Below are 20,602 nucleotides of genomic sequence, written 5' to 3'. Positions count from 1 at the left end.
TGCCCCTCGAACCCCTGATATGACTGGGTTTGTTGGCAAGGTGAGAGTGAAATGTTAACATTTTGCTAACATTGAGGATAATTAACGGAGGCTTCTCATGAGTTCACTGAACTTTTGAGAGGCTTCTTTTTTCATTTCGTGGGTGACATGTAGATATACGTCTTTGGTTATTTAATCATCGGAATGGCCAAGTCGATCCATAATTTGTTCAAGCCCTACACCGGCTACTGCAAGAAGTGAAGTGTGTGTATGTCTTAAACTATGTGGTGTTAATTCTTTGTTTAAATTAGCAATGACAAGTAATCTAGCCATTCGGTTTTGAACGGTCTTGACGACAATGGGATAGCCATGCTGTCGTTCCATTTTGGCAAAGATAAAGTCCTTGTTATAGTAACTGTTACCTAATTGCTCGATGACTTTATTCTGAACCTTTTTGTGTTCTTTCAGAGCGTTGATGACATCTTCATCCACAACAATTTTCCGCCTAGACTTTCGGGTTTTCGGTGGGACTAATTGATACTCGACGGTATTATTATTGGGGTTGTAATACGTTTTGGTAATACTTATCGTGTGGTTTTTGAAGTCTACATCTTTCCACTTTAGAGAAACTAACTCCCCAACCCTAATTCCAGTATAGGCGAGTATCAAAAACACCAAGTAATCATGTTCAAGTCCATTATTTTTAGCTGTCTCTAAAAATAGGGCGAGCTCTTCTTTTTCAAGATACTTTGGAACTTCCTCTTCTTCCAACTGTTCAACTGTTTTCTTATCTTTTTTTACATAAGCAAACTCCGTAGGGTCCTTTTTAATTAACTCCAGTTCTAGTGCTTTTCGAAAAATCATCCTTCCTGTTCGATTAATTCCCTCCCTAGTACTATCAGAGTAACCTTGCTCTTTTAAATCGTTTAGAGCATCTTGATACATTTTTTTTGTGATGTCTTTTAATTTTAATTGAGCAAAGTAGGGTAACAATTTTCCGATTTCATGGAGGCGAACTCGGATGGTTCCGGGTTTTACATCTTTTGAGTCCCTGTAGATGGGAAGCCATTCATTTGCAAATTCGCTGAAGGTTTTATCTGTCTCCTCTAAATATGTTCCTTTGTTTACTTGATGAATTAGAGTGGTAGCAGCTTCTTCAGCTTCTTGCTTAGTAGTAAATCCACTTTTTACCTTTTGTTTTCTTTTTCCGGTGATTGGATCTAACCCAATATCGACAGTGAAAGCCCACTTTGAACCACAAGTGCATTTTTTCTTTTTGCACTTACAGCCTCTTCTGTAAAAATGTCCTTTCATAGGCATCCTCGCTTTCTAAATATTATTTTGTTGCAATTGTACATTATTGCCAAAATCAGAATAATAATTCATGACATTAATTCAGGAAAATGCGGATTAAAGACTATTTTATAAATGGTATAAGTGGTATATAAGGGTAATTATTAATGATGATTTATTCACTTCGAGATTCTGTTGACTGTTGAGGTAAGGGGGTGCTACAAAGCTTTGTACGTAGATTGCTTTGAAGATAATATGTTAATGAACAGTAGACCATAACTCTGCAGCATATGACTACAGTTTCGAGTGGTCTTGAGAAGAATGTACTAAAGGTGACAAGCAGAAGAGTTTAAAAGTCCTACTAAGAAAATTGTTCCACAAACGTCCATATGGTTAAATGAAATCTCTCATAGAGTTTAAGACACTTCGCGCATTACCTAACTGAGTAGGTAGTGTGCTTTTTATATTCAGGTACCATGGTATATGGCGAAATCATATGAATTGAACTTGTGACAATAAAATAAATTTCACAAGGGTCTCACAAATATATAGTATTGTTTTCTTATCACATAAGTTAGTTCTTAAACTTATTTACAATCTATGTAAACTGTGATTTAATTTAAATTGAAAATAGTAATCATTACTATTTGAGTAAGGGCTTTGAAAGTAATAGTAGAAAAATACAATGGAAGAAAGAAGGCTCGATAAGTATGAAAAAACTAGCTTTGCTCGTACTCTCTTGTACACTTATGTTAATGATAGCGGCTTGTAGTAATGAACAGACAAGTATTCAAGAAACAAGCAAACAAGAAGGAACATTGGCTAATGATACATTGACGTTATCTTGGCCCTTGGATATTGGAGAGGTAAATCCACATCTATATGCACCTAATGAAATGTTTGCTCAGGCGTTGCTGTATGATCCACTAGTAAGCTACGGTGATAATGGAGAGATAACACCTGCCTTAGCTACAGAATGGGAGATTTCAGATGATGGGAAAAGCTATTTATTCACTTTACGTGAAGGTGTAGTGTATTCAGATGGTTCGTCTCTTACAGCGGGGAATGTGAAAAGAAATATAGAAGCCGTTCTTCAAAATATGGAAAGACACAGCTGGCTAGAAGCTGTAAGTATTATTGAAAAAGTAGAAGTGATAGATGAACTAAAAGTAAAAGTAGATTTAAAAGAAGCCTACTATCCTTTTCTACAAGAGTTAACGTTAATTCGTCCACTGAGAATGTTAGGTGACAGTGGGTTTCCTGAGAGTGGTTTAACAGTGGAAGAAATCAAAGCTCCTATTGGAACAGGTCCGTGGGTTTTAACTGATTATGCGAAAGATAGTCATGCTGAGTTTACACGTAACGAAAATTATTGGGGAGAAAAGCCTAAAATAGAAAAAGTTATTCTTAAGGTCATTCCAGACTCGCAAGCACGCATCATGGCCTTGGAGAAAGGAGATATTGATTTAATATTTGGAAGTGGCCAACTTGCTCCTGTTGAATATCAGAATCTGGAACAGAATGGAACATATCAAACGTTAATTTCAGGTCCATTATCAACGAGAGTTTTGGCTATTAATTCAACCGTTGCTCCAACGAATGAAAAAGAAGTTAGATTAGCACTTCATCATGCAATGGATCGTGAGACCATCGTGGAGCATTTATTAAATGGTTTAGAGGAAGAGGCACATTCTTTATTCTCGCCTGGTTTCCCTTATAGTGATATTGAGGTAGGTCAATATAAGAACAATATCGAAGAAGCTAAGAGATTACTTGATCAAGCTGGTTGGAAAGAAGTAGAGGGACAACCATTTCGAATGAAAGATAATCAAGTCTTACAAGTAACAATTCCATATCGCAGTACGGAGCAAATACATAAAGGTATATTAGAGTATTTGCAAAGTGCATGGCTTGAAATCGGGATTGATGTAAAGTTACAGGCGGAAGAACCTCAAATCTATACTCAAAAAGTGAGAGATGGAGAATTTAATCTGACTTTTAATGATACATGGGGTGTACCATACGACCCACATATGTATATTCGTACGATGATTGGAGAGAACCAATTAGGAAACTATGCACAAAGTGGAACAACTATTTCATCTGAGTTTGTTACCACTGTCGAAAAAGTGATTCGTTCAACCGATGAAAATGAACGACAAACATTGTATGAAGAGATTCTGAGAGGAATTCATGAAGAAGCGATGCTTATTCCAATCTCATATCGTACCAATTACTTAGTAGCCAATAATAGTGTTAAAGGCTTACAGTTTACTCCGCATCAATATGAAGTACCACTCTCACTATTTGAATTAGAGGAATAGAATAATGCAACGTTTTCTAGTAAGTAGAATTTTAAGTATGATTTTGGCGCTGTGGGGTGTATCCCTCGTTGCTTTTTTCTTAATTAGGGTGATTCCAGTTGACCCTGTTGAAGCTTACTTTGCCATCAATCAATTACCAGTTAGCGAGGAATCAATGGACGCAATTCGTGAAGAGCAGGGGTTTAATCAGCCTCTGCTTTCTCAATATGCCAATTGGATGTGGCAGGTGTTTCAACTTGATTTTGGAAAATCGTTTGTTTCAAAGCAGGATGTCGCAAATGAACTAATAAGCAGGTTTTGGATAACTTTAGGGATTGCCTTCACAGCCTTGCTTTTTGTAGTTTTTATAAGTGTTCCCATAGGTGTTTTATCAGCAGTAAAGCAATACAGCCTATTTGATAGGCTTGCACGTACATCGATTTTTACGATTGCCTCTATGCCTAATTTTTGGTTAGCCTTTATTTTAATATACGTTGTGGCGTTGAAATGGGGGGTCTTACCGTTGATGGGGTGGGGAACATGGCAGCATATGATATTACCATCATTGACACTAGCACTGGGAATAAGTCCATTTTATATTCGGTTAATCCGAACAAGTATGATAGAGCAGATGCAGCAACCCTATGTTTTATATGCTCGGGCTCGTGGTTTAAAAGAGAGTGTCATAGTACTCCATCATCTGTTAAGGGGAACGTTACCTCCTTTATTAACATCATTAGCTATGACGTTTGGCGGTTTATTAGGTGGAGCAGTGATCATAGAGATCGTATTTACAATTCCTGGAATAGGAAGATATATCTTGGATTCAATGAGTGCCCGAGATTATGTTGTATTACAAGGCTTTATATTGTTAATCGGGGTCTTTTATATTTTCATAAATTTCTTAGCGGATATCGTGTGTGCCCTGATTGATCCACGAATTCGTTTAAAGGTGGAGGGAAAATGAAAAAGCGAAACAAGCGTTTACCTTTAATCATCAGTAGCTCCCTTGTTGCGTTAGTTACTATGGTGGCTATACTTGAACCGTGGTTAGTACTTCATGACCCCTATGCAATCAATATGGCCATGAAGCTCCAAGGCTTTTCAGCTACCTACCCCTTAGGTACGGACCATTTAGGACGCTGTGTACTATCAAGGCTCATCGCAGGTGCAAGAGTATCCTTGTTTACCACATTTTCAATTTTATTTGTAACATTAGTTATTAGTCTGGTTGTTGGCATTGTAGCAGGCTATGTTGGTGGAATTATAGATACAGTATTAATGCGTATTTGTGATATTTTACTAGCGATGCCCAACTTTATTTTTGCCCTTGTTATAGTAGGAACGCTTGGCGGTGGGCTTTTCAATATGTTTATAGGAATAGTCTTTGTCTCTTGGGTATGGTATGCCCGTATAATTCGAAACATGGTGTTAAGTCTTAAAGAAGCCCAGTTTGTGAAGTATGCTCAGGTGACAGGAGTTTCCCGCTTTAACATTATGAGAGTCCATATTCTTCCTTTTGTTTTTCCACAAATATTCCTGCTTAAATTAATTGGGTTAGGTTCTACGATTTTACTCATATCTGAACTATCGTTTCTAGGCCTAGGAGTGAGCGCCCCAATGGCTGAGTGGGGGATGATGATTAGTGATAGTAAAACATTTTTATTAAGCAATCCGATGTTAATGTTTATTCCAGGTTTCATAATTTCACTAACTGTGCTCCTCTTTAATTGGTTTGGAGATGCGGTGCGTGATGCTCTAGATCCAAAAACGCTATAGAAAGGCTGATTCACTTGTTAGAAGTAAAAAATCTATCTGTTTTTGTACAACGTGAAACGGATGAAATTGAGGTTGTCCAGGATATAAGCTTTAAAATCCCAAAAGGGAAAATTGTGGGTGTTGTCGGGGAGAGCGGTAGCGGAAAATCAATGATATGTACCACGATTCTTCAATTGTTTCGTGAGAGTCGTCGAGTGTCCGGAGAGGTTTTATTTCAGGGTGAATCTCTTCATGCTAAAAACAAGGAGGAGATGCGTAAGCTAAGGGGGAAGGAAATCGCTCTTATTATGCAAAATCCCATGGCCATGTTTAATCCTATGGTATCGATTGGAGATCACTTTATCGAAACACTACAAGCTCACGTTAATATAAGTAAAAAAGAGGCGAAACAAAAAGCACTTGAACAGCTTTCTCGTTATCAGCTACCTGAAGAGAATATATTAAACAAATATCCTCATGAGCTAAGTGGAGGAATGCTACAAAGGATAATGATTGCGATAGCAGTTTGCCATCGTCCATCTTTACTAATTGCAGATGAACCAACAACAGCCTTAGACACGATGACACAGCTACGCATCTTAGATGAGCTATTAGCATATCAGCAAGAATCTGGCACGAGTATGCTCATTGTTTCTCATGATTTGGGAGTGATTGCTAAATTAGCTGATGATCTCATCGTGATGAGACGCGGGTTGATGGTTGAGTATGGCCCTGCTTCCTTAGTCCTTGAACAACCGCTTCATTCATACACGAAAGCCTTACTAGCAGTAAAAAAAGAGAATAGTCTCTTAGAAGAGTTGGTAGACCATTATGAAGAACCAATGGAAGGTCATTTTATAGAATGGAAACCTGGTTATTGGGTAAGGCAGTAGGCTGGAGGGATTACAATGATAGAATTTAAAAACGTATCAAAACAGTATTTTGATGGCAAATGGTGGGGACAGAAAAAGAAAATACAGGCCCTAGACGATATTTCTTTACACATCAAGGAAGGATCGTGTTTTGCTTTAGTAGGAGAAAGCGGCTCTGGTAAGAGTACTTTAGGAAAAATACTGATTGGTCTTGAGAAGCCGGAAAGTGGTCAGATATTTTTTAATGGATTCAATTTACTTAATAGTTCCAACCAAACTAGACAGCAATTACGCAGAGACATGCAAATTGTCTTTCAAGATTGCTTTAGTGCCGTCAATTCTCGTATGAAAATAAGAGATGTGATTGCTGAACCGATGCGTGTTCATTTACAATACTCCTCAAAAGAAAAAAGGGAAGAAGTAAAGAGATTGTTAGAGACCGTTGGATTAACCGCAGAGGATGGTGAGAAATACCCCCATCAATTTAGTGGTGGACAGCTCCAGCGAATTACGATTGCAAGGGCCATCTCTATTCAACCTAAGTTTATCATCTTAGATGAAGTAATTAATAGTTTAGATGTGTTGGTTCAGATTAGTATATTAAAGTTATTAAAAAAATTGCAACGTGAATTGAACTTAACCTATCTTTTTATAAGCCATGATTTACATTCAGTGAAACTGTTTGCTGATGAGGTAGCTGTAATGGATAAGGGAAAAATAGTTGATTATACAGAAGATGTCAAGGAGTTTGATAAATTAACGCATCCTGCAAGTAGAAGGTTGCTAGAAGCTCAGCTTCCTATTAAGACGCAGCAAGCTAGTGAGGATATGTCGGTGAAGAAAGGAATGAATGTATCATAGAAGTTAATCCAATCTCAATAAAAATGTTTCAATTATATGTACTGGCTCTATTCTTCTTTACTGCCAATTCCATTTTAACCGTCATTTTCCCATTACAGGCAGCTGATTATGGTTTCAGGGAAGGTGAAATTGGAATTATGATGGGAATGTACATGTTTGTCTGTATGGGGCTAAGACCTTGGGCAGGTCAATTAATTGCCAAATATAGCGTATTAACTATCATGAAATGGTTGTTAGTAGGTCATGCGTTAGCCTTGTTATTGTATGTTTGGTTAGGAGTCGAGAGCCTGTATATCGTACGTGCCCTTCAAGGGGTGGTGACAGCGTTCTTTTCCATGGCCATGCAAATAGGGATAGCTTCAATTTTGTTAGATAAGGACAGGGGTCAAGGTATGTCCATGTACTCCTTATCTACTGTTTTGCCAGGTTTATATGGACCGGCGTTAGCTTTGCTCCTCTGGACTCATTTTGACCATCTATATTTATTACTTTTAATTGCTGCCTTATCCGTGCTGCCGTTTTTATTTGTATTCCGCTCTCCGTTACCAGCAACAAGAGAGGATAAAGGGATGTTTACGTTTCGGGAGATGTATACAGCTTTTAAGACTACAAGGCGGCATAGAGGGCTTATGGTTTCTGCTCTTGTTATGCTGATCGGTGCAAGTGTTTTTGGAGCTATTACTACCTTTTTACCTTTGTATATGATAACGACTGGCTATGGTAATGCAGCATTGTATTTATTTTTACAAGCAATAGTTGTGGTCGTGAGTCGGTTTTTACTTCGAAAAATAGTTCCTTCTGATGGGAAATGGCATCCATCTTTTATGTCGATTGTTTTAGTAAGTTCGGTTATTGGAACCACCCTTTTGGCATTCATGCCTTATATAGGTCACTTTATTTATGTATCAGCCATTTTTAATGGTTTGGCTACAGCGATGCTTTATCCAACGATCATTACGTATATGTCTTTTGCTATTCCGCAGGAGAGCAAGCATATATTACTCGGCGTTTTTCTTGCTTCTTATGATTTAGGCTTTGCTCTAGGTGGGTTTGTTATGGGATTTGTAATACAAATGAGTTCTTTTTCAATAATGTTTATTATTTGTGCAATTGTAGGTCTCGCTGCAATTATGTTCATTTGGGCAAATAGGAAAGAAGCAGATGTTTTCGTAATAGATAAGGGTGCCGTCTCTTAAGAAAGGGGGAAAAATGTGAGAGGAGCATTGTCTTGGCCTTTTTTACGCTTATATTTATTAGTTCTTCTATATTTTAGTGCCAACTCTATTCTAAATGTTATTATCCCGTTAAAAGGAGTATCATTAGGTGCTAGTAATACAACGATTGGAATTATTATGGGAGCCTATCTATTTACCACTATGTTCTTTCGCCCGTGGGCAGGTCAAATAATTCAGAAACATGGTCCAATAAAAGTGTTACGAGTTATATTAATCCTTAATGGCTTTGCCTTAATAATCTATACATTTACTGGATTAGGAGGGTATTTTTTCGCCCGTATGCTACAAGGGGTATCGACGGCATTCTTTTCCATGGCACTACAGATAGGTATTATAGATGCTTTGCCAGAGGAAGATCGCTCTCAAGGTATTTCGTTATATTCGTTATTTTCTTATGTACCTGGAATCATAGGTCCATTGCTTGCTTTAGGGATTTGGCAAGCTGGTGATATGAATTATTTTACAGTTGTGATGATAGGAATTGCGATTTTTACAGGTTTGGTTGGCTATAGTGCGAAAATGGATAAAAACACTGAACAGCCTGTTACGAGTAATGCTGAACAGGGTGTCAATATAATTCAATCATTTAGGCAATTAGTACAAAATCCGTTTTTATTTAAATGTAGCATACTAATGTTGACTTCTTCCATGGTATTTGGAGCCACTACAGTCTTTATCCCCTTATATGCTTTGCAATTAGAAAGCGGCAATGCTGGAATTTACCTCATGCTTATGGCAGGAACAGTTGTCTTTTCTCGCTTTACTTTAAGAAAGAGAATTCCTTCAGATGGGAAATGGCATTCTTCTTTTATCATGGGAACTATGCTTATTCTAGCGTTAGCAGCCCAGTGTGTAAGCTTTTCTATAACTGGTGGACCTATCTTTTTTTATGGAGGTGCAATTTTAATGGGGATAGCTCAGGCACTTATCTATCCGACGTTAACATCATACTTGACTTTTGTTTTGCCTAAAGCAAATCGTAATGTATTACTTGGTTTATTTATTGCTACTGCTGATTTAGGAGTTTCGCTCGGAGGAGTTATTATGGGACCATTAGCAGATATTTTCTCCTATTCATTTATGTATATGATTTGTGCTTTTTTAGGAGTAGCAATGATTATTTTTGGCTATGAGCGAAGAAAAATATTTGTTGGGTAATATAGAGAAATCTATGAATGTAGTATTAATTTTAGTAAGCAATAAGATTGTATCTTTAACAAGTCCCAATCTCCAATGTCCCACCAAAAAATTACCGACTCTTAAATAAAAATAACGCTTCCGATATAAAAATAGCGTTCCAAAAACCGAAGGTTTCTGAGTAATCTCAGCAGACCTTCGGTCTTTTTATGTCCGAAAAAGAGCCAGAAAAGCAGGAGAAAAAGCAGGTGAGAACGTAGGATGAAAAGCGTGACAAAACCAGTCGTGTCAGGAATAAGCGTAGAAACAAGGCAGGATGAAAACGCCTTAACCCTCTATCCTTGCCTCCACTACCCACCTTAATCCTTAACTCTACTACGGAACGTATTTTTTCTCTCGCAATCATTGCAAAATCGATACACAAATGGGCAAAAAGCGTGAAAAAGCAGGAACGGTATTATTATTTTGTAGAAAATGGAAGGGTGAGAGAAAAGGCGTGAAGGCAGGTGGGAGAAGGGATTGGGGAGAATGAGGGGGGAAGAGCGGGGAAGCGTAATTTTTTTTATCAGGACATCCAATTTATAACAGGATCTTTTGCTACGCATTACAACGATACTGTGAAGCAAAAAATTACGGAGAGGCAATTACGTTTAAGTAATCGTCTCTTCGTATTTGACTCATACTACATAACAAATAATTTCGTTTATGAAAGAATGCAATTTATTAAAGAGGTTTTAATTTTCGAAGGTAGTTATTTAACAATCGGGCCATGATTATGGAGAAAGAGTTCGTGAATTTATTTGTATCACATTTAAGTTTATTTAGGATTAATCGGAGTGAATAGTACATAAGTAAATGAGGTTCTAAAAGCTAGATCAATTTTCGAAAGTGAAAATAAACGGTTTGATAGCCAGAATAGATAGGACAACTATAAGCTCGAATAAGACAATTGCAAACTATAAGGATCAATACAGAGGTACTTGAAGAATGACAATTAGAGCCATCATTAGATGGTTCTTTCGCTCCTTTATCGGTTTTGTTGGCTTTTAAATATGAATCATAGTAATTCGAGTAAATTTAATTATATTTAATGAATCTATAATGATATTATATAAGTGGGTAATTTTCCCTATATTATTATGTGTAAATTAGATTCAACTATTTAAATCAGAAATCTGATTGAATACTATATGTTTTTTTAAAAGTAGTGCAATATGAATTAGGTATTTAAAATGGAGGTGGAATTATGACTAGCAGAGAGGTTTTAGAAAAAAGATTGCAACAAATTACAGATACGATGGACTCTGTTGAAGAATTAATTAATGGGGTAGATTTTGTTATCCCGAAAAAAGCCAAAGATTTAGTGATTAATGCTTTAAAATCAGATGAGATTACTAGTATTATGGAAGGAATCAAAGAAAGAAGACCGCCTAGATTAGTCATAATGGGGCGCACAGGTGTAGGAAAAAGCAGCCTTATTAATGCCATATTTGGTGAATACTTAGCAGAGACTAGTGCTATAGAGGTTGGTACTAAAGATTCTCAAGTATTTCAATATAAAAAGAATGATGAAGTAATATTTGAAATTATTGATACTAGAGGAATTAAAGAAAATTTAAATGCATTATCAAGTACAGCTGAAGAAGATTTAAAAAATGTAATTGAAGATTTTGAACCAGATGCCTTTTTATTATTAACCAATGGTGCTGATAGATCTACTTTAAGAGAAGATGCTGTGTATCTTAAAGAAGTCTATAGTAGTCTAGATATAACTGTCCCTTTAGTTACAGTTATTACACGAATAGATGATATAGAGCCAGCTAGAATTAAGGAACCAACAAGATATACTCAAAAGAAAAAAGATAACATTGCAATAAAAGAGCAACAGGTTAGTCAAGTATTAGAAGAAGTAGGATTATCAGATACTTTTATAGTACCAGTTTCTTCATATATTGAATGGAATCATGATGACCCAGAATCTTTGTCTCCAGAAGAGCGTGCGAAACTAGTGATTGAATTTGATGGAAGATACAATATTGATAAGCTGGTAAACTTTTTAGAAGAAAACATTGACTTTCGTGCCGCTGTATATTTAATGTTGAACAACAAACTTGATATAGCTATTGAGAAAATTGCCAATAAGTTTGTCAAAGTGTTTTCAACAGCAAGTGCAGGTGTGGCAATTACTCCGATACCAGCAAGTGATATTGTAGTTCTAATACCTATACAAATAGTTGAAGTTACTCTTATAGCTTATCTAAGTGGACATAAGATAGATAGTAAGATGGCAAGAGAATTTATTCTTTCGTTAGGAGGAGTAGCTTTGTTTGGATTAGGATTGAGATTTGTAGCTCAACAAGGTGCAAAATTTTTAAATGTAGTAATACCAGGTTCAGGATCTGCTATCAGTAGTACAATAGCTTATTCGGGAACTTATGCAATAGGTAAAGCAGCAATAGCTTACTATATAGATGGAAAAACAAAAGAACAAGCGAAGCAAGAAATGGAAGATGCAAAAAAAGAAGAACAGTTGCAATAAAACCTCACTTAGATACATTATGGAGAACAGTACCATTAATAATATTTAAAATAATGTTCTTCCACAATCGGGGCTCGATAGTCGATTAAAATATAAAATTTTAAGAAGCCTAAATATGCATTGTTTTATTCATACAAATGTATAATTAGGCTTTTTTAGATTTTTTAATAAGAGTATATAAAACTGTAAGATCAGTCCGTTCATTTTTCCTTAATTGGTCTCCAAAAAGAAATCCTTTCTGTATACCTCCTCTAATTGAAATTTTAGAAGGGCACAAAACAAATATGATTTTTATTTCATTTATTGAAAAACACCTGAAACTGACATCACATTTTTTTGCTTTACTCAAACAATTGCACACCTAACTTTAGCAACCTTTTTGGCCACGCTTGCAAGTTTCCCTCGCTATCTCTCCTGCGGACTTTCCATCCATTGTATTTCGGAATAATGTCATTAAAATCACCTCATAACCATATATTTTAATAAAATCTTATGAAAGAAGGGGAGAGAAAATACATGTCTATCACAAATAAGTCTAACAAAGTTGAGGTGAAGTTAGATTTTGAACTAAACACTATTATGAAAATAGGGCACATTATGAACTGGCTTAATGCAGAAAACAATTACGTTTTAAAAACTAAAGAGGAATTTGCTTTAGAGGATTTTATTAAAGGATCCGTACATAACGAGCTAGACCGGATGGAATTAATTAACGAGATTTTTTGCGAGTTGAAAACAAAGCCACTTCGCTCTCCCAAAAATGTGAAGAATAAATTTAAGGAACAACTAAAAATATTAGGACTGAAACAACAAGATCTTTCTGAAATGACAGGTATCTCCAATAGTGAGCTTAGTATAGTCTTAAATAATAAACGATTTATTTCAATGGAGTATTTTTTGTTGATTTGGATTTCACTGGGTTGCCCGCCGATAGAAAAGTGTTTTGAATTGGAAAAAGTTGAGAAAAAGAAATAACAATTCCTTACAAATTGCAAGTGCTAAATGGGTGAAGGAGTGTGTCCGATTTGAATATAACTGTTTAAGCAATCGTTTAAGAATCTCAAGGCTGGTGGAAAGCCATCAAAATAAATAGAATTGGTGTGATGATATGTCATATGAGCAAGAAAATTATAGAAAGGCTGTAGAAAAGATAAAAAAGGCTGCAAGAGATTTGGAACCAAAGAATAAAGAAAATAATCCATTGTGGGATTTGGTTAATGAAGTATGCAAAGAAGATATCGCTCCAGAACTAGAACTAAAGATGGAATCTCAGCTGCTTAATTACGATACTGTTTGTGAGTACTTACCGGAAAGGTGGGAGATGCCTCGAAATGGTAAACTGTTGTATTCTGATCGTGAATTACAGGAAGCAATAAAATTGCTGATATTTAATTTAGGTGTGGAAAGTACACTAAATTTAATTCCGAGACAGCTTATCGAGGCCTACCTAGAAAAAAAAGAAGATTGATGGTGGGGAAATGAATATATGTAAATTACTGAAAGCAAAATTAAATCATTTTACTTTCAGTAATTTTTCACATTCTCCCCTGAATTAATTGTCCAAATTTATCGGAAGCCTCTCTTTTCACTGTTGACGTTACATGGAGGTAAACCTTTCTAGTCGTTTCGTCGTCGAAATGCCCCAATCGGTCCTTAATTGGATCTAGTTTTACTCCTGCTTCTGCAAGAAGGGATGTGTGGGTATGACGAAGTGTGTGGTTGCATACTTTAAATTTAAAAAACTTTGATAACCTATTTATTCTAGTTCCAACAAACTTTGTGAGGATCGGGTAGCCTGGATGTCGGTTGATGTTTGCAAATACAAAATCTTGATCGTAATAGGCAGGGCCAAATCTTTCTTTTAACTTTTCTTGTTCGGCCTTATGTTTTTTAAACAATTCAATCACTGTTTCATGTACGGAAATGGTACGTCTGGAACGTTTGGTTTTTGGAGTTCCTAATGAGTATTCTATTGTATTGTTTTTTTCATTGTTGTACGTTTTTGTAATCTTAATTGTGTGATTATCGAAATCAATATCTTTCCACTTGAGTACTACTAACTCTCCAACACGCATACCTGTAAAGGCTAGGGTAGTGAAAATTAGTTCATCCATAAATAGACCCTTATTCTTAGCAGTATCCAAGAATTGTAACAGTTCATCGAGTTCTAAATATTTAGGTATGTCTTCTTCATCTGACTCAATTACAACTTCTGGATCTCGAGGGATATAAGCATACTCTGTCGGATTTATTTTAATCATTCTCTTGCTAAGAGCCATTTTAAAAATCATTTTTCCAGTGGTATGGAAGCCTTCTAATGTACTCCTAGCAAAGTTTTTAGCTTTTAAATCATTTATTGCTTTTTGATACATCTCTTCAGTGATGTCTCTCAGTTTTACATGAGCAAGATAAGGGAGTAGTTTATTAATACTGTACTTTCTAAGACGCATTGTTCCAGACTTAGCTCCAGTTCTTTCTTGATAAATTGAAAGCCACTCTTGTGCAAAATCTTTAAAGAGAATATTCGACTCTTTAATATAAGTACCATGCTTTTTTTCATTAAGTAAAGTTTGAGCAGCAAACTGGGCTTCTTCTATTGATCCAAAACCACCTTTTGTTGCTTGTTTTCTTTTGCCAGTCTCTGGGTCTCGTCCGATGTCTATAACGAAAGCCCAAGATTTGTCACACTTGCAATTAGGTACACTGCAAGTGCAACCTTGTAAACGATAAACTAGAATCAACAGTTTTCCACAAATAGAACTCAACAGAAAACCACAAATAAGATTAAACAGTTCCCCAGTACATGATCATTTTCAATATACTAGATTATAGTTTATTGAAAGTGAGGAATAGGAGTGAACCGTTTTATGACTTATAAGGAGGTCCATCAGCTTTTTAAAGAGGGATTCTCAAAGAGTGCAATTGCTAGGAAACTGAATATCTCAAGAAATAGGGTGATAGATTATTTGAAAATGACACCAGATGAGTTTGAGGATTTTTTGAATTCAATACAAACACGAGAAAAGAAGTTGGACTTGTATCACAATCAAATACTGGGTTGGATTAGAGAACACCCAGATCTAACAGCTGCTCAAGTATATGATTGGTTAGAGGAAAAATTAGACTTTAAAGAGGTGAGTGAAAATACGGTTAGGAATTATCTAAATGAGATGAGAGATTTTTATCATATTCCGAAAGTTAAAGCGTATCGCACTTATGCTGTAGTTCCAGAACTTCCTATGGGTCAACAAGTTCAAGTGGACTTTGGACAGACAGTAATTAAAGGACAATATGGTAACAACATCAAGCTTTACTTTATTGCATTTGTATTAGCCCATTCTCGTTATAAGTACGTGGAGTGGCTTGACCGACCGTTTCGTACCTCAGATGTAATTAGAATGCATGAGAATGCTTTCCATTATTTTGAGGGAATACCGTTTGAGATGGTATACGATCAAGATGCGCTACTAGCTGTTAGTGAAAATGCTGGTGACTTGATCATGACAGCTGAATTCACAAAGTATCATCTAGCACGTCAATTCAACATTTATCTATGTAGAAAGAGTGATCCTGAATCAAAAGGTTATGTAAAGAAGAGGATAATGTAAAGTAACCCTTTTTATGTTATTAAATAAGAAGTTTTCGAGAGCGTAAAAAGTTTTGTGTAAATGGTTATACTTTCCAATAAGGAGATGATCATTTATGCAAGACTATGGAAACAAAACAATTAAGGAATTGGCAAAAGAATGCCGTACTGTTGAAGATGTCCACGCCATGTTAAAAAACTTATTTAAGGATACAATTCAAGAGGTTTTTGAAGCTGAAATAGAAAATCAGTTAGGCTATAAAAAGCACGACGCTCAAGGAGATCATACAGGGAATAGTAGAAATGGCTATAGTAAGAAAACATTAAAAACCAAGTTTGGGAATACAGAATTAGAGGTTCCGAGAGATCGTAATGGTGAGTATGAACCACAAATTATTAAGAAGTATGAAACAACGGCGAACGGACTTGAAGATCAAATTGTCGCTCTTTACGCTAAAGGTATGTCGACTAGGGATATTGAATCTCACATGAATGATATCTATGGCATAGATGTCTCTCCTACGATGGTTAGTAAAGTAACAGATAAAATTATGCCATTAATTACAGAGTGGCAATCGCGTCCTTTAGATCGTGTATATCCGATTGTTTTTTTAGACGCCATTCACTTTAAGGTGCGTAAAGACAACCGAATTATCAATAAGGCTGCGTATAGTGTTTTAGGTATAACTGTCTCAGGTCATAAAGAAATTCTCGGCATTTGGATCGGCGAGAATGAGAGTGCCAGCTTTTGGCTAGGCGTATGTACAGACTTGAAAAATCGAGGGGTTGAGGACATCTTGATTGCTTGTAAAGATGGTCTTTCAGGTTTTTCTGAAGCTATTAATTCCGTCTTTCCTCAAACGGAAATTCAACTATGTGTAATCCATCAAATTCGTAACTCTATGAAATATGTTTCATACAAAGAACAAAAGCAAGTGATGGCAGATTTAAAGAAAGTCTATCAAGCTTTAACGATGGAAGAGGCCGAACTAGCCTTTGAAGAGTTTAAGGAAAAATGGGGCAAGAAGCACCCAATTATTATCAGGTCTTGGGAAGCGAACTGGATTGAGTTGACCGCTTATTTTGCTTATCCACCTGCCATTAGAAAAATGATTTATACCACCAATATTATTGAAGGTTATCATAGACAGCTACGAAAAGTAACCAAAACAAAAACAGCCTATCCAACGGATGAGGCTTTAAGGAAAATTATTTATTTAGCTACCATGGAAGTATCAAAAAAATGGACTATGCCCCTAATAGGTTGGAAAGAATGTATATCACAGCTAGCCATTTATTTTGAAGATCGGCTTAAGTCGGAACTATCTGCATAGCAGTTTATAAAGTTCCGGCTTGACATGGAGCCTCTACGGGCATGGATTTCTGGCGATGGGGCGATCCTTTGAAAAAAGTATCGCCTGGCTGACAAGCCTATCATGCCCGCCTCTCCATGTAAAGCCTTCTTAGTTTATTGAGTGCAATTCCCATTTACACAAAATAATTTATACTCCCAAGTTTTCCCAGATTTAACTTTACATTATCACCATGGCTATTATTTATTAAAGGTTTTCAACCAAGTCAATAAATCTTCATTCTTCTCCCACATTGGTTCATCAGTAGGTGATACATCTACATACGCTTTCTCAATTGCCTCTCTTTTTTGCTTTGAATCCGTTTTAGCGTAGATTTCCGTTACTTGTACAGAACAGTGGCCTAATATATCTCTTATATAGACAAGATTTACTCCTGCCTGAAGGAGATGCATTGCCTTTGAGTGTCTAAGGCAGTGGCAGGACAATACTTCTGGTATTAATACTTTATTTTTCTCACGTGCTAATTTTTTATATTTTTCTACAATATAATTTACCCCTGCTCTAGTCAGTCTTTCTTTTCTCTTATTAAAGAACAAAGGATATAAGTTAGCGGCATTTCGTAAAAGATTCTGCTCTTCCATGTATTTTTTTACAATCCGCATAGTTGGCTCCATTAATGGTACGATCCTAGCCTTGTTCCCCTTACCAATCAACTTTATAGTATAAGGTTTGTCGAATCTAATCATAGATGGTGTCAAGTCAATAACTTCCTGCACTCTTGCCCCAGTGTCATACATAAGTGTTAATAAGGCTAAGTTGCGCCGTCCTGCCTCTGTGTTAAGATCCGGCATTTCTAAAAGTAGTTTAATTCCATCAAGGGTTAAATAGTTAATGGTTTTCTTTTCTGTCTTTTTGACCGATATAGAGAGGACCTGCTGCCATTCTAATAGATTGTCTGGATTCTCGTATTGAAGGTATTTAAAGAAAGAATGGAGAGCCGCTAGTCGCACATTTCTTGTTGAAGGGCTGCACTGACGCTTATCCTCTGTCCAATCTAAATAATCCACCACTAAATTTTTTGTTATTTTGTTCAATGTTAGATGTTCTACTGAAATTCCTTTTTCGTCTTTTAAGAACCGCAGAAAGAGTATAAATGTATCTCTGTAGGAGGCAATGGTATTTTTGCTTGCACCAATTTCCCCTGGTAGAAACTTGGTAAGAAATCCTGTAAGATAATATGAAAAATCTGTAGGTTTCACGGTAAAGTCACCTCCGGAAACAAATATGAACAAAGACTATTTACCTCCTGAATTAATTCTGGATACATATCCGAAGTTAACCTGACATACTTATCAGTAGCTTCTAAGGATGAGTGACCTAGGTAATTGGAAAGGATAGGAAGAGAATAGTATAGATCCAGTCCCTGACGGGACATTTCTGCTAGTTTCGTTTCACATATATATACAATGCAGAATCAGAGTGGGTTATTGGAATTGCCTTAGAAGCAGAAACCAATAATCTACTCTTTTTAGTTTGTCTAAAAGATGGGAGATGGTTTATTAGCAAAGATTGTAATAGTTAATAAAAGTAATTAAGGGAGGTGATAGGAAGTGTGGGAATCCAGTCATTGTTACGGTTGCAACTGAAATAATAAAGGAAGTTACCAAAAATGATTAATAAAATGGATTAAAAATGCCTTGGTTTAGTCGTGTTGGACCCTTCGAACATTTTAATTTTTAATGATGGGTAGAAAAAAAGCACCTTCTTACAGTTAAGTGAAAGTGCTTCTTTTCTAATAGGTTTTGTAAAGCAACATTGTAAATGTAAGCTTATGCTTAATTGTTTAATTCCGAAATATCCATTTCTTTTATGATTTCTGCTATCCGATTTTTTCCCCATTCATACATCATTTCAACGATAGGAAGTAAAGTCATCCCCAATTCAGTCATGGAATATTCCACTTTCGGTGGAACTTCTGGATAAACCTCGCGATGAACTATTCCATCTTCCATCAGTTCTCTTAATTGATTCGTTAATATTTTATGGGATATTTTTGGAAAAAGCCTTTGGAGATCACTGAATCGATGTGGTCCTTCTACCCCCAAATGCCATAAAATAACAATTTTCCATTTACCACTTATAATTGATAAGGTAAGTTCTTTTTCACAATTATAATCACCATTTATGATCTTTTCTTTAACTTCATCTCTAAATGTATCTGGCATAAATTCTTACCTCCTTATTTGTATCAATTGTAACCTGTCGGTAACCTCCTTACAAAAAAGTGCATTCTTCACAGTGAAGAAAACAAGCAGTAGAATGAAATGGTCGTCTTACCGGCAAATCTTTTTCATTAATGAGGAGGAACTACAAATGAGTAAAAAAGCACTTTTAATTATACCACCAGAACGTTTCAATGAAGACGAATTATTTCAACCTAAAGCGGAATTGGAAAGCAGCGGAATTGAGGTGACAATTGCAAGTACAAAAACAGGTGAAATCATAGGAGATTATGAAGGTACAGCAACTGCTGAGGTCATTTTCTCCGACGTTTTTGCTTCTGACTATGATGTTGTATCTGTTATTGGTGGATCTGGTACGAACGATCATCTATGGGAAAATAAAGAATTACAAGACTACTTGAAACAAGCGTATACTAATAAAGTTCTTGTAACAGGAATTTGTGCAGGTGCGGTTACTGTAGCTAAAACGGGTTTACTTACTGGAAGAGAAGCAACTTGCTATCCAGTAGATGTACAAAAAGACCAATTAAAAGCGAATAAAGTAACATATGTTGAAAAACATGTTGTTGCTCATGATGATATTATCACTGGTGATGGTCCAGATGGCGCTAAAGAATTTGGAGAAGCTGTAGTAAAAGCATTAAGTTAATTCTACATTTCCTCCCTGAATTTTCATATAATCGAAAACCTACGGAATTAATTCCGTAGGTTTTCGGCTATCCAAATGTAAGCAAAATACACCAAAAATTAACTCTGATTCAATATGAACCGTATTACGATATTTATATAGTTTTACTAGGTCGTCCTTTAGTTGAATATCAATCAAATTCAATCGAAAACAAGCCTCAACTTTTTGGTCATGCTAAAAAAGTTAAGAGTACAGTTAAAAGCTTACATAATTGAAGCGGATAAGAGATTTAAAAGGGTACATTTAGTGTGGAAGGATGAGGAAGCGCTGGAATACCATATTCAGTCGGCTCATTATCAGGAATACAGGAACAATATTACAGACCTTATGTCAAATAGAGAAGTGTATAAGCTGAAAATAATGGAATAAGTTCAAAGATGGAGTCGCGGAACCGTCGAAAAAACCTGTTATTTGCAGGTTTTTTAGTGACCTTTTTTAAGATGTGGCTTTTCGCCGTATCTCCTTCGAAACAAATCATTTGATTTGGAAGGACCAGATGGCTAATATATTAATATCGGGAATTACCGATTTGGCATGATGCTTTCAGATCATCTATCCAGCTTCCATTGGGATAGTGATAATTGATATAGAAAGAGGCAAATGACATTGAAGCAGGAATTGGAACGCTTAAATGATGAACAAGCCGTTGAAATTTTTAAGGCATTGTCGAACCAGACGAGGGTGAGCATTCTTCAAATGTTAAAAGATCCCGACAGTCATTTTTCACCGCAAGCCCATATTATTGCTGATGAAGGATTTGAAGGCGGGGTTTGCGTAGGGGATATCCGAAGCAAG

Annotated in this window: 17 protein-coding genes and 2 pseudogenes; 14 read left to right on the top strand and 5 right to left on the bottom strand. The window is 36.1% G+C overall.

Translation table 11 applies throughout. The features are described 5' to 3' along the window. Positions 1-81: 81 nt before the first annotated feature. Positions 82-1,293 (bottom strand): annotated as a pseudogene (locus BK574_RS16615) (site-specific integrase). Between the two features lie 689 nt (positions 1,294-1,982). On the opposite strand from BK574_RS16615, the gene nikA reads away from it, so the two are divergent. The 8 genes from nikA to BK574_RS16570 all read left to right on the top strand — a co-directional run bounded on the left by nikA (position 1,983) and on the right by BK574_RS16570 (position 11,977). Beyond that, a complete protein-coding gene (gene nikA / locus BK574_RS16610; protein WP_078429374.1) occupies positions 1,983-3,596 on the top strand; it encodes a nickel ABC transporter substrate-binding protein in 1,614 nt (537 codons plus the stop codon). Positions 3,597-3,600: 4 nt separating this feature from the next. Then, entirely contained in the window at positions 3,601-4,542 is a 942-nt protein-coding gene (gene nikB, locus BK574_RS16605; protein ID WP_078429373.1) for a nickel ABC transporter permease, read from the top strand. Beyond that, positions 4,539-5,354, top strand: coding sequence for an ABC transporter permease (locus tag BK574_RS16600; protein WP_078429372.1), 816 nt, complete (start codon positions 4,539-4,541; stop codon positions 5,352-5,354). The genes nikB and BK574_RS16600 overlap by 4 nt, the downstream gene beginning before the upstream one ends. A 14-nt stretch (positions 5,355-5,368) precedes the next feature. Continuing rightward, positions 5,369-6,226 (top strand): ABC transporter ATP-binding protein, encoded by an 858-nt coding sequence (locus tag BK574_RS16595; RefSeq protein ID WP_158211683.1) that lies wholly within the window; start codon positions 5,369-5,371, stop codon positions 6,224-6,226. A gap of 15 nt (positions 6,227-6,241) precedes the next feature. Then, positions 6,242-7,066, top strand: coding sequence for an ABC transporter ATP-binding protein (locus tag BK574_RS16590; RefSeq protein ID WP_078429370.1), 825 nt, complete (start codon positions 6,242-6,244; stop codon positions 7,064-7,066). 23 nt (positions 7,067-7,089) lie between these two features. Next, positions 7,090-8,262 (top strand): staphylopine family metallophore export MFS transporter CntE, encoded by a 1,173-nt coding sequence (gene cntE / locus BK574_RS16585; RefSeq protein ID WP_180320591.1) that lies wholly within the window; start codon positions 7,090-7,092, stop codon positions 8,260-8,262. 15 nt (positions 8,263-8,277) lie between these two features. Beyond that, positions 8,278-9,459 (top strand): staphylopine family metallophore export MFS transporter CntE, encoded by a 1,182-nt coding sequence (gene cntE, locus BK574_RS16580; protein ID WP_078429368.1) that lies wholly within the window; start codon positions 8,278-8,280, stop codon positions 9,457-9,459. Between the two features lie 1,225 nt (positions 9,460-10,684). Continuing rightward, positions 10,685-11,977 (top strand): GTPase family protein, encoded by a 1,293-nt coding sequence (locus BK574_RS16570; protein WP_078429366.1) that lies wholly within the window; start codon positions 10,685-10,687, stop codon positions 11,975-11,977. Positions 11,978-12,122: 145 nt separating this feature from the next. Here the strand turns inward: BK574_RS16570 and BK574_RS27610 are convergent, their stop codons facing one another. Then, on the bottom strand, positions 12,123-12,326 hold the full coding sequence (locus BK574_RS27610) for a hypothetical protein (protein ID WP_078429365.1): 204 nt from the start codon (positions 12,324-12,326) through the stop codon (positions 12,123-12,125). Positions 12,327-12,493: 167 nt separating this feature from the next. Between BK574_RS27610 and BK574_RS16560 the strand changes: the two genes are divergently transcribed. Continuing rightward, positions 12,494-12,952 carry a helix-turn-helix domain-containing protein gene (locus BK574_RS16560; protein WP_078429364.1) on the top strand — a complete coding sequence of 153 codons (459 nt, stop codon included), beginning with the start codon at positions 12,494-12,496 and terminating at the stop codon, positions 12,950-12,952. A 133-nt stretch (positions 12,953-13,085) separates the two neighbouring features. Beyond that, complete coding sequence (locus tag BK574_RS16555) at positions 13,086-13,445, top strand: hypothetical protein (protein ID WP_078429363.1); 360 nt, start codon at positions 13,086-13,088, stop codon at positions 13,443-13,445. Between the two features lie 67 nt (positions 13,446-13,512). Here the strand turns inward: BK574_RS16555 and BK574_RS16550 are convergent, their stop codons facing one another. Next, positions 13,513-14,718, bottom strand: a complete 1,206-nt coding sequence (locus BK574_RS16550; RefSeq protein WP_238458038.1) for a tyrosine-type recombinase/integrase — start codon at positions 14,716-14,718, stop codon at positions 13,513-13,515. A gap of 126 nt (positions 14,719-14,844) precedes the next feature. On the opposite strand from BK574_RS16550, the gene BK574_RS16545 reads away from it, so the two are divergent. Further along, positions 14,845-15,585: a DDE-type integrase/transposase/recombinase gene (locus tag BK574_RS16545; RefSeq protein WP_078429362.1), complete on the top strand. Its 741-nt coding sequence runs from the start codon at positions 14,845-14,847 to the stop codon at positions 15,583-15,585. Between the two features lie 94 nt (positions 15,586-15,679). Continuing rightward, a complete protein-coding gene (locus tag BK574_RS16540) occupies positions 15,680-16,897 on the top strand; it encodes an IS256 family transposase (protein ID WP_078429361.1) in 1,218 nt (405 codons plus the stop codon). 218 nt (positions 16,898-17,115) lie between these two features. Here the strand turns inward: BK574_RS16540 and BK574_RS16535 are convergent, their stop codons facing one another. After that, positions 17,116-18,135, bottom strand: a complete 1,020-nt coding sequence (locus tag BK574_RS16535) for a site-specific integrase (RefSeq protein ID WP_078429360.1) — start codon at positions 18,133-18,135, stop codon at positions 17,116-17,118. 576 nt (positions 18,136-18,711) lie between these two features. Beyond that, the gene (locus BK574_RS16525) at positions 18,712-19,101 is read right to left on the bottom strand and encodes a winged helix-turn-helix transcriptional regulator (protein WP_031537027.1); all 390 of its coding nucleotides are present in this window, start codon (positions 19,099-19,101) and stop codon (positions 18,712-18,714) included. Positions 19,102-19,249: 148 nt separating this feature from the next. Between BK574_RS16525 and BK574_RS16520 the strand changes: the two genes are divergently transcribed. Then, the gene (locus tag BK574_RS16520; RefSeq protein ID WP_078429359.1) at positions 19,250-19,768 is read left to right on the top strand and encodes a DJ-1/PfpI family protein; all 519 of its coding nucleotides are present in this window, start codon (positions 19,250-19,252) and stop codon (positions 19,766-19,768) included. A 645-nt stretch (positions 19,769-20,413) separates the two neighbouring features. Beyond that, positions 20,414-20,602 (top strand): annotated as a pseudogene (locus BK574_RS16510) (transcriptional regulator); the annotation flags it as partial.

It is taken from the genome of Alkalihalobacterium alkalinitrilicum (assembly GCF_002019605.1).
GTDB classification, from domain to species: Bacteria; Bacillota; Bacilli; order Bacillales; family Bacillaceae_F; genus Alkalihalobacterium; species Alkalihalobacterium alkalinitrilicum.
Note: the sequence above shows the minus strand (reverse complement) of the source record. Positions and strands in the feature narration are given on the sequence as shown.